This is a genomic window from Arthrobacter sp. P1_B11, assembly GCF_056406715.1.
In genome coordinates, this window is the sequence record NZ_JBFTZQ010000008.1 from 127416 (window position 1) to 137743 (window position 10328).

Annotated in this window: 11 protein-coding genes; 4 read left to right on the forward strand and 7 right to left on the reverse strand. The window is 65.5% G+C overall.

Going from position 1 to position 10328, the window contains the following annotated elements:
* Positions 1 to 57: 57 nt before the first annotated feature.
* Positions 58 to 282, forward strand: coding sequence for a hypothetical protein (locus AC1D14_RS09140; RefSeq protein ID WP_476876444.1), 225 nt, complete (start codon positions 58 to 60; stop codon positions 280 to 282).
* A gap of 79 nt (positions 283 to 361) precedes the next feature.
* Here AC1D14_RS09140 and AC1D14_RS09145 read toward each other — a convergent pair whose 3' ends face one another.
* From AC1D14_RS09145 to AC1D14_RS09160, 4 genes are all read right to left on the reverse strand, one after another.
* Positions 362 to 646, reverse strand: a complete 285-nt coding sequence (locus AC1D14_RS09145; RefSeq protein ID WP_230120050.1) for a hypothetical protein — start codon at positions 644 to 646, stop codon at positions 362 to 364.
* 102 nt (positions 647 to 748) lie between these two features.
* Positions 749 to 1060 (reverse strand): AzlD domain-containing protein, encoded by a 312-nt coding sequence (locus tag AC1D14_RS09150; RefSeq protein ID WP_230120051.1) that lies wholly within the window; start codon positions 1058 to 1060, stop codon positions 749 to 751.
* Complete coding sequence (locus AC1D14_RS09155; protein WP_230120052.1) at positions 1057 to 1833, reverse strand: AzlC family ABC transporter permease; 777 nt, start codon at positions 1831 to 1833, stop codon at positions 1057 to 1059. Before AC1D14_RS09155 ends, AC1D14_RS09150 begins: the two co-directional genes overlap by 4 nt.
* Before the next feature lie 41 nt (positions 1834 to 1874).
* On the reverse strand, positions 1875 to 2750 hold the full coding sequence (locus AC1D14_RS09160; RefSeq protein WP_230120053.1) for a glycerophosphodiester phosphodiesterase: 876 nt from the start codon (positions 2748 to 2750) through the stop codon (positions 1875 to 1877).
* A gap of 50 nt (positions 2751 to 2800) precedes the next feature.
* On the opposite strand from AC1D14_RS09160, the gene AC1D14_RS09165 reads away from it, so the two are divergent.
* Positions 2801 to 4153 carry a DUF445 domain-containing protein gene (locus tag AC1D14_RS09165; protein WP_230120054.1) on the forward strand — a complete coding sequence of 451 codons (1353 nt, stop codon included), beginning with the start codon at positions 2801 to 2803 and terminating at the stop codon, positions 4151 to 4153.
* A 195-nt stretch (positions 4154 to 4348) separates the two neighbouring features.
* Positions 4349 to 6574, forward strand: coding sequence for a M1 family metallopeptidase (locus tag AC1D14_RS09170; protein WP_476881650.1), 2226 nt, complete (start codon positions 4349 to 4351; stop codon positions 6572 to 6574).
* 14 nt (positions 6575 to 6588) lie between these two features.
* Here AC1D14_RS09170 and AC1D14_RS09175 read toward each other — a convergent pair whose 3' ends face one another.
* The 3 genes from AC1D14_RS09175 to AC1D14_RS09185 form a co-directional block, all read right to left on the reverse strand.
* Complete coding sequence (locus AC1D14_RS09175; RefSeq protein WP_230120056.1) at positions 6589 to 7338, reverse strand: LamB/YcsF family protein; 750 nt, start codon at positions 7336 to 7338, stop codon at positions 6589 to 6591.
* Positions 7322 to 8152, reverse strand: coding sequence for a hypothetical protein (locus AC1D14_RS09180; RefSeq protein WP_230120057.1), 831 nt, complete (start codon positions 8150 to 8152; stop codon positions 7322 to 7324). The genes AC1D14_RS09175 and AC1D14_RS09180 overlap by 17 nt, the downstream gene beginning before the upstream one ends.
* Before the next feature lie 149 nt (positions 8153 to 8301).
* Entirely contained in the window at positions 8302 to 8892 is a 591-nt protein-coding gene (locus AC1D14_RS09185; protein WP_476968328.1) for a hypothetical protein, read from the reverse strand.
* A gap of 61 nt (positions 8893 to 8953) precedes the next feature.
* Here AC1D14_RS09185 and AC1D14_RS09190 point away from each other — a divergent pair, with 61 nt between their 5' ends.
* Positions 8954 to 10312, forward strand: coding sequence for an MFS transporter (locus tag AC1D14_RS09190; protein WP_476968329.1), 1359 nt, complete (start codon positions 8954 to 8956; stop codon positions 10310 to 10312).
* Positions 10313 to 10328: the final 16 nt, after the last annotated feature.

Sequence of the window (10328 nt, forward strand, 5' to 3'; positions counted from 1 at the left end):
CATGGAGCGAACAATGGCACTCTTCACGTGTGAATATGTCCGGCTGGCAGCGTCATCATGAACCGCTCACAACTTGCCCAATTCATGAAGCACACCGGCGACCCGGAAGTGACCCTGACATCCGCGTCCACCGAGGAGCTCGGCATCATCGTGGACGCGCTGTACCGGAACCTGGACACCCCTAAGCCAGTGCTCGGCGCCCAAGACTGGTACGACCTTGCCAGCGAAGAACTGGCCCGGCGCTCGTTGCCCGATTCTCCTGATGCTTACGGTGCCGCCTGATCTCGCTGCCGCCTGATCACCTAGCAGGGCGCACCTCGGCAGGGGCGCACGTCCGTGACGTCTTGCGCTTGGCGTGCGTCTAGGAATCGTCACCGGTATCGTCGGCCCGCCCGTGCGCCTTCTCATGGGCCTGCTCCGCCTCATGGGCCTGCTCCGCCTCATGGGCATGCTCTGCCTCATGGGCGTGCTCTTTCGCCTCAATCAGATGCTGCTGCAGCTTTTCCTCCGCCTCGCGGCGGCGGCGGGACGTATCGCGGAGCTCCCTGGTGGCCTGGGAGCCGCCCACCTCAATGTAGGGGGCTCCCGATTTCTCCGAGACTTCCCTGGTGGAGGCTGTTTCCTCCTGGGCTGATTCGTCATTCATGGTCGGTCCGTCCTCTCCGAAATTCAACAACATTGAGCGTCACTCTACGGTCTACTCATTCACACCCAGCCTGACACGTCAATGCCGGGGCAGGCCGCCATTTCAGTTCCAGCCCGCCAGCCGCAGCAGGGCTGCTGCCCCTGCCCCGGCCAGGACTACCACCAGGAAGGGGGCGCGGAAGAGGAGCGCAACTGCGGCCGCGGCCAGCGCCCCGAGCCGGGCATCGAGGATCAGCGACTGGCCTGACGCCACAGCGTTGACGACCGTCAGCGAGGCCAGCAGCCCGATGGTCATTGTTCCGGCGACCCGCGACATCCGGGGATTCTGCAGGAGCGAAGCCGGCACCAAGTAGCCCAGCAGCTTCCAGGCATATGCGAAAAGGCACGACAGGAGCAGCCATCCCCACAGATTCATGCCGCACCCCCGGGGGCCGTTCCGGATTCCCGGTGCGGGCCATGGCGGCGCCCGGTGTAGGGATCGATGTCGGGTTCCAGCCCTTCATCCTTGGGTCCGTGGCTGAACCATCCGATGAGGGCGGCCACTACCGCAGCTATCAGGATGGGCACGCCGGCAGGAACGAACGGCACCGCCAGCACGGTGGCCAGCGCGCAGACGACGGCGATGGCAACCGGTTCCCTGCCCTTCAGCCGGGGCCAGAGCAGGCCAAGGAAGGCTGCCACCGCAGCACCGTCGAGCCCCCACTGCTTTGGATCGCCCAGCGCGCCTCCGGCGAGGGCACCCACGGCGGTGAAAATATTCCAGAGCACAAAGACGCCGATTCCCGCGGTCCAGAATCCGCGGTGCTGTTCGGCGGGATCGGTCTGGCCGGTGCTCGTAGCCGTGGATTCGTCGATGGTCAGTTGGGCGGCGACAAGCTTTCGCCATCCCTTCGGGTGCAGCAGTACGTTGAGCTGCATGCCGTAGATTCCGTTGCGCATCCCCAGCAGCGTCGCGGCCCCCATGGCTGCCAGCCCGGACCCGCCGCCGGCAACCACTCCGATGAACGCGAATTGCGAGCCGCCGCTGAACAGCAGCAGGCTCAGGGCCATCGTCTGCCAGAAGTCGAGGCCGGAAGTAACGGAAAGGGCGCCGAATGACACACCGTACAGGCCTGTGGCCACACTGATGGACAGGCCTACCCGAACAGCCAGAGATTGCAGGAGCCGGGCCGGCCAGGTGATGGGCATGGCACCACTCAATCACAGCGGTGACGCCCGGGCGAAGCCGGCTACAGCTGGGCGAGTACGAGGGCAGGTTTATTGGTGGTGATCTCGTGGATCCCCAGCCCCTGGCACAGGGCTACGTCGTTCGTGGCGTCCACAGTCCAGACCCTGAACCTGCGGCCCGAATCCAGCCAGCGCCGGACTGTGCGGGAATGCTCGCGCACGTAGTCGATGCCGGGCCCGGCCATGCCCACTTCGCAGTCGTTGAGGATCCGTTCGCCCTCCAGCTGGGCGGCCTTCATAACGTTCGCCACTGCGCCGCCGGTCAGCGGACCAAGGCCGAGTTCTTCCCGGATTTCCGCGACGTTGATGTCGTCCACCAGCTGGCAGATGAATTCAGCGGGAACCGTCTTGCACAGATGACGCACGGAGTCCGGGCTGAAGCTCATGAATGTGACCCGGATATTGCCCAGCCTGGACGTCCGCGGGTCCCATCCCTCCGCCCTCAGGACTTCCAGCACCCGGTCCTCGAGTTTCAGCTGGTACGGGCTGGGGTGTTTCAGTTCGATCGCGAGGCCGATGTCCCGCCCGGATTCCCGGAGAAGGTCCAGCAAATCGGGAAGGGTCAGGAACTGTTCCGAGCGCGCCCCGTAGGCCTCGGGAATACGGACACCCTTCCATGACGAGAAATCCAAGAGCCGCAGTTCGTCAATCGTCCTTTCCGCCACCGGGCCGGTGCCGTCCGAGGTGCGGTCCAGGTTGGCATCATGCAGCAGAACCACATGTTGGTCCCGGCTCAGCTGCACATCGCATTCCACGCCGTCCGCCCCGTCAGCCAATGCGCGGAGATACGCAGCTCGGGTGTGCTCCGCGAAGTCCGCGCTGGCACCACGGTGGGCGTAGACCAAGGGACGGGCTGGAACTGACTCGTCGGGTGTCATGCTGACACGTTAGCCGACGACAGACCGGGAAGCGGGGCTAGGCTGGGCACATGCAGGTGAACTCTGAGCCAACCACGCAGCCGGCCCCTCCGCCCGCCGGCCCTCCCGTCCAGGGCCGTCCGGCCCAGGCGGGTCCCGCCGTCGCCCCGAACCCGCTCGCTGCAGGTGACGCTGAAAAGGCGGCCGCCCTGCGGAAAATGAAGCTCGTGGCCCTCGCCCTGCTGATCGCCATGGCAGTTGTGTTCGTCTTCGCGTTTGCCCTGCAGAAGCAGTACCCCTGGCTCGAATATGTCCGGGCCGCGGCCGAAGGCGGCATGGTAGGTGCCCTCGCGGACTGGTTCGCAGTAACAGCCCTGTTCAAGTACCCCATGGGCCTGAAGATTCCGCATACCGCCATCATTCCGCGGCGCAAGGACCAGATCGGGGCGTCGCTCGGTGAGTTCGTGGAGACCAATTTTCTCTCCGAACAGGTGGTCCAGGACAAACTTGCCAGCATCAACATTTCGGGCAAGGTGGGCCAGTGGCTGTCCGGACCGGGCGGCGCCGAACGCGTCGCCAAGGAGGGCGCCGCAGTTATCCGCGGCGCCTTCAAGGTGTTGAATGACGACGACGTCCAGGCAGTCATCGAGGGCATGGTGCGCAAGCATCTGCTTGCTCCGCCGTGGGGACCTCCGGTGGGCCGGATGGCCGAGCGTATCTTCGCTGAAGGTCACCACCACAAGCTTGTTGACCTGCTGGTGGACCGGGCGGCGGACTGGGTGGCGGCCAATCACGAGACGGTCAGCCGCCTCGTCACCGAACGATCACCGCAATGGGTGCCCAGCTTCGTGGACGGGATCGTGGGAGACAAGGTCTACGTTGAGATCCTGAAGTTCGCACAGGCTGTTCAGTCCGATCCACAGCACCAGGTGCGTCTGTCCATCGACAAATACCTCACGGACCTTGCGCAGGACCTCCAGTTTGATCCGGCCATGATCGCCCGCGCCGAAGGCATTAAGGCACAGGTCCTCGGAGATCCGGAGGTTCGTGAACTGGCCTCGCGGACCTGGGCGACCATCAAGGGCGCGCTGCTCACCGCCGTCGACGATCCCGACAGTGAACTGACGGTGAAGTTCAAGGCCGCCGTCCGCGACTTCGGGACACGCCTGGTCAACGATGACGAACTCGCCGGCAAGGTCAACGCCTGGATCGGCGACGCCGCGGGCTACCTGGTCCGGACTTACCGGTCCGACATTGCCGGGGTAATCACCGATACCGTGGCGCGCTGGGATGCCGAAGAGACGTCGCAGAAGATCGAACTCCAAGTGGGCAAGGACCTGCAGTTCATCCGGATCAACGGCACTGTGGTGGGCTCCCTGGCCGGCCTGGCCATCTTCGCGGTGGCACACCTGGCGTTCGGCTGACGTTCGGCCATCGTGAACCGCAGCCCGCTACTCAGCGCCGGGAAAAAGCGGGACTCTTGACAGGAGGGGCGGCCGAGGCCACCTTGGTGTCTACAACGCACCCTTGGTCTCCCGCCGGCTCATACGGTTCCGTCGCGGCGCGGGCCCTGATCCGGCACTGCGGCGTTGCCATCGTGGAGTTCCGAACGAGGTGCCATGAGTCCCAACCCAAAAGAACCGACGGCGGTCCGGGCCGCCTTCGCCCGTCCCGCCCACCGCAGGCCACTGCACCGCACGGGCCTTTTCCTCGCGGCACTGCTTCTGGCCGCTGCGCTCCCCGCCCAGTTACTGACTGTCCAGGCCAAATCTGCGTCGGCTGCGAAAAGCCCGCCTGCAGTTGACAGCTTTGCGCCCGGCTCCCCCGGCCTGGGCGATCCCTATTTTCCGCTCGACGGCAACGGCGGCTATGACGTCCGGAACTACCTGCTTAACCTCAGCTACGACCCCGCCACCGGCCTGCTCGCCGGCTCGGCCACCATCAGCGCCCGCGCAACGCAAAACCTCTCCGCATTCAATCTGGACCTCGACGGCCTGACGGTCCGCTCCGTCAGAGTGGACGATGAACCCGCGGCCTTCAGCCGAAGCGGAGCCGAGCTCACCGTAACACCGCAGGACGGCATAGCGGACGAAGATGCTTTCAAAGCCATCGTGACCTATGACGGGATTCCAAAGGCCATCAACGACCAGTTTGGCACCTCAGGATTTTTGCACACCGACGACGGATCGCTCGTGATCGGGCAGCCCCACGTGGCCGCTACCTGGTTCCCGGCGAATGACCACCCGCTGGACAAGGCGTCCTTCACTTTCCGGATCACTGTTCCCGACGGGCTGGAAGTCGTGGCGAACGGAGTGCTCCGGGAAAAGGAATCGGAGCATGGCAAAACAACGTGGACCTGGCGTGCTGAAGCGCCGATGGCCACCTACCTCGCCACGGCCAACGTGGGCCAGTTCAACCTCCGCCAATACCGGGACGGCGGGATCAGCTTTGTGGACGCCATCGATCCTGACCTCTTCACCCCTGTGGTGACTCCGCGGACAGGAACCAACTTCGCGTGGTCGCACAACGGCAACAGGTCCTACACGCGTCTGACAAAGGTCATCAGCGTTCCGCCAGGCGGTGCCCGGCTTTCCTTCTGGCTGTGGCGGAACATTGAGGCAGGGCGGGACTTCACCTTCGTGGAAGCCCACACGGCCGGCGCCCAGGACTGGACCACCCTCCCCGATGCGAACGGACACACCGCGGCGGATACTGGACGCGCCTGCCAGGAACTGCTGTCCCTGCACCCGTTTCTCACCCATTATCAAACCGATAACGGCAAGGGGGCCTGCCGGCCCACGGGCACGTCAGGCAAATGGTGGGCGGCAACCGGGCAAGGTACGGGCTGGGAGCAGTGGGCAGTCGACCTCGCCCTCTTCGCCGGGAAGAAAGTCGAAGTCTCCGTCACGTACGCCAGCGACGCTGCCATTACGTTCGACGGTGTGTCCGTAGACGACGTCGCCGTCTCCACCGGGGACGGCACCACGTCGTTCGAGGACGACGGAAACATCCTGGACGGCTGGGCGGCCTCAGGACCGCCGGCTGACAGTCCCCCGGGCGAAACTCACTGGACGGCAGGCACGGAGGGGCCTCCATCGCTGGGCCAGAAGGTGCAGTCATCCTTCAAGCGGCAGCCCGAAATCATCCGCTTCCTGTCCGGGTTCCTGGGGCCATATCCCTTCACTGCGGCCGGCGGCATCGTGGACGACGTGAAGAACCTCGGTTTCGCGCTGGAGAACCAGACCCGGCCCATCTACTCCAAGTTGTTCTTCAACACTCCAACGGGCGGCGACTCGGTGGTGGTCCATGAACTGGCGCACCAGTGGGTGGGCGATGACGTGGCTGTCAGGGCGTGGCGGGACATCTGGCTGAACGAGGGTTTCGCCACCTACACGGAGTGGCTGTGGAGCGAGAGCGAAGGACGGGAGACACCGCAGCAGATCTTCGACTTCTACGCCACGGCGATCCCCGCGGAAGCGCCGTTCTGGTCCGTGAAAATCGGCGACCCCGGAACGAAGGCACTGTTCGACTTCAGTGTCTATGCGCGCGGCGCCATGACACTGCACGCACTTCGGACGCGGGTGGGCGACGACGTGTTCTTCGACATCCTCCGCGAATGGACGGAGTCCCACGCCGGCGGCAACGTCTCAAGCGAGGACTTCATGAACCTCGCACAGCAACTGTCCGGCCAGGACCTGCGGGCCTTCTTCACCACGTGGCTGTTTTCGCCGACCAAGCCTGCGGAACTCAACACTGTGGTGCGGAAGAGCGGCCCTCCAAGCGGCACCCCCGAGACAGCGAGGCTGCTGGAGCAGCGGCTTGGGGCGGGACTCAAACCCCGATAAAGCACGGAGGCCGCTCAGGCGAAAGGCTCAAGCTCCACACCGGCTTCTTGCAGCCCTGCGCGAACGGCGGCGGCCATGCCCACGGCGCCGGGCGTATCACCGTGGATGCACAGCGAATCCGGATCGACCCGCACCACCGTGCCGTCCACTGCCACTACCTCGCCTTTCAGCGCCAGCCGGACGGCCCGCTCAACGATTGGACCGACGTCGTGCAGCACGGAACCTTCCTGCGAGCGCGGCACCAGGGTGCCGTCCGGGAGGTAGGCGCGGTCAACGAACGCCTCGCGGAACACGGGGTGGCCGGCTTCCTGGGCGTGCTTCAGCAACTCCGAGCCGGGGAGCCCGAGAACCGGAAGTCCCGGGTCGTAGGCCTGGACGGCCGCCACGACGGCTGCCGCCTGCTCGGCATCGCGGAATGTCCGGTTGTACAGGGCTCCATGGGGTTTGACGTAGTCCACGGAGGCGCCCACTGCATGCGCCACTCCGTCCAGCGCGCCCAACTGGTACAGGACATCCCCGAAAAGCTCGTCAAAGGACATGTCAAGGGAGCGCCGGCCAAAGCCCGCGAGGTCCCGGTAGCCAACGTGGGCCCCCACCGTGACGTCCAGTTCGAAGGCCGCGCGGCAGCTGTCCAGCATGGTCACCGGATCACCGGCATGGAACCCGCAGGCCACGTTGGCGCTGGTGACGAGCTGGAACATGGCAAGGTCATCGCCCATGGTCCACGAGCCGAAGGACTCGCCCAAGTCAGCGTTCAGATCCACCGTTGCTCCCTTCCAGCGTACGGTTCAGCCGCGCTGCCGCTTCCGGCGATGCACCCGCTGCGGCCGTCAGTTCCCCGGGAATGGTGTCCGGCATAGGGCCGAATGCCTCCTTGGCATTCGCCACGACCGCCCGGCCCATCATGAGGTTGCCGGCGCCGCCCACCACGGCGCCGATTCCAAACGGCAGTGCCCGGCCGAACAGCGCCGTTCCCTGGCGCTTCAGCAGGCTCCGCAGAAAGACTTTCTGGACGCGCTCCCGAATGGCGCCGAAGCCATTGGAAGGCATCTTGCGCGCCAGAACGCTTCCCCAGGCCTGGGTGGCGCCCTTTCCCTTGCCGAGGGCCTGGCCGCTCAGCGAGCCAAGCAGCGCCGTGCCCTCTTCGCCCAACATCACGGCCATGACCATGGTGCTGGCTTTGTCGGGGTCGGTCATCCTGATGCCGTGGAGTTCCGCCAGGGACGTCGCGTAAAGCGCCGTCGCTTCGAGGAAGGCCACGGTGGCCGCTGCGGAGAGACCCAGCGAGGCGATGGTTCCGACCCCCGGGACCACGGCCGTTGCGCCCACCAGGGCGCCGCCGCCAGTGACTGCAGTGAGGTAGTCGCGTTCCAGCCTCGCCGCAAGCTGGGACGCAGAAGCATGGGGGTGACGGCGTTGGAGCCTGCGGATGTTGGCCACGACGAGTGGTCGCTGGATATTTACCGCGCGCAGCAACAGGTTGTGGACGCCGGGCTTGGGATTGCCGTGGGCATCGAACACCGCATTGTGTGCTGTTTCCTGCGCGATTTTCATCGCCGGGTTGCGTCTGTTGGCCATCTTCACCTCTACCTCGGAACAATTACTTCGGAACAAATCGACAGCCGGTTGCTGTCGCCTAGGCCTTAACACTAGGCCACGGCCCTGACCCTGTGGGCCTGGGCCGGGCCTGGGCCGGGACGCAGGCCGGGAAGCAGGCCGGCCCAGCGCTACATCACCCAGGATTCGGCGACGGCCAGGTAGGCGGACGAAGAAGGCCCGCGCGGCCCGGCATAGACGGTGGGGGCGCCCGGCCACTCAACACCGAATTCTGACAGCCGGCCCGCGCTGCACGGCAGGTAGACGTTGCTGAGGGAAGCGCTGGCCCGTCCGAGCTGAAACTCAGGTGCGGAAAACTGTCGGCGGTCCAGCACGCCGGAGATTTCGAGTGCTGCCCGGCGCCCGGTGGCCGTGAACCCGCGCTCAAGGTCGAGGTGCATGTCGAAATCGTCCTGGGTGTGGCTGATGGCGTTAAGTGGAAAGCGGGCGGCTTCCGGTAAATAACGAGTCAGCTCGGATGCGAGGGTTTGGGCGAAGTACTCGCTGGGGCCGTAGCTGCGCCAGCCTTGGAGCGTGGCCACCAGCAGAGCCGTCCCTGTTCCCCATTTGGACCACTCGGCCTTCCAGAAGGAAGCGAAACAGCTGGCCGGCTCACCGGGAATGTGGACGCCATTCCCGTCCACGGGATGCAGGGCAAGGCCGCAATTGGTCCCGATCAGCGCAACGCTGCGCCGCCATGTTCCGGCGGGTGTGTTCCCCATCCCACGAGCTTATCCCGCGGCGCGCGTTCCCCCACCGGGAGGCTCGGCCTAAAATTGCCGTGTGCCCCTCCCCCGAGCGCTGCGCCCATTTTCCCATCGTGAATACCGCGTGCTGATCACGGCCCTTGCCGTGTCCATCTTCGGTTCGGGGATGTGGGCTGTCGCCATGGTGTACCAAGTCATTCAGCTTCGCGGCGGCCCTCTTGAGCTGTCCCTCGTGGCCACGGCCGGAAGCGTGGGGCTGGTCGCGTTCGTCCTCGCAGGCGGCATCGCCGCCGACCGCGTGCCTCAGCGCCTGCTCATCATTGCCGTGGAAGGCGCAAATCTGGCCGTGATCGCAAGCATCAGCGGCCTGGCAATGGCGGGCTGGCTGGCGCTCTGGCATCTGGTGGTTGGCGCCTTCGTGCTCGGTGTGGGCGCCGCCTTCTTCTTCCCTGCCTACTCCGCGATCCTGCCGAGGCTCCTGCCACCCGAGGATCTGCTGGCGGCCAACGGCATGGAAGGGACCATGCGCCCCATACTGCAGCAGGCGGCCGGTCCGGCAGTTGCAGGCATCGTGGTGGCCGGGCTGTCGCCGTCCCATGCCGTGACGGGCGTGGCGGCGTGCCATCTGGTGGCTTTCATCATTCTGAATTTCCTCGGCCAGCACGCCCTCAGCGCTCCTGCCAACGGCGCGGAGCACGAAGGGAACCCGGTCGGGAGGGACGCCCAGCCCGGCGCGGCCGGACCGCACGCGGTCAGGCCACGGAATTCCTTCTTCCATGACCTGCACGTGGGCGTCACCTACACCTTGCGGACACCGTGGCTGCTCTGGACTCTGCTCTGGGCCTGCATCTCAGTGCTGTTCCTGATCGGGCCAATAGAGGTACTCATGCCCTTCGTGGTCCGCGACCAGCTGGGTGGGGACTCCACCATGTTCGGCTTCCTGCTGGCCGTGATGGGAATCGGCAGCGCCGTTGCCGCGCTGGTCACTGCCTCGTTTAAGCTCCCGCGCCGGTACCTGACAGTGATGATCGTGTCCTGGGGTGCAGGCAGCCTGCCGCTGGCCGCCGTGGGACTCATGGACAATTTCTGGGTCCTCGCCCTGGCGCTGTTCATTTTCGGCGCCACCGGCAGCGTGGGGATGGTGATCTGGGGAACGCTGCTGCAGCGGCGCGTGCCGGCTCATCTTCTGGGACGGATCTCAAGCCTGGATTTCTTTGTGTCCCTGGCGCTCATGCCCGTTTCGATGGCGCTGGCCGGACCGGTCGCGGCCGTGCTGCCCCTCTGGATCATCTTCCTGGTGGCAGGCAGCGTCTGCCCTGTGGTGGCAATCGTGGCGATGCTTGCGGCCCGGATGGCCGGGGACGAGATAACCCACCCGCTGGAACGGCAACACGGCATCTCCGCGGACGCCGACGTCAAAAGCCGCCGACAATAACTGCGGCCGGCTGCCC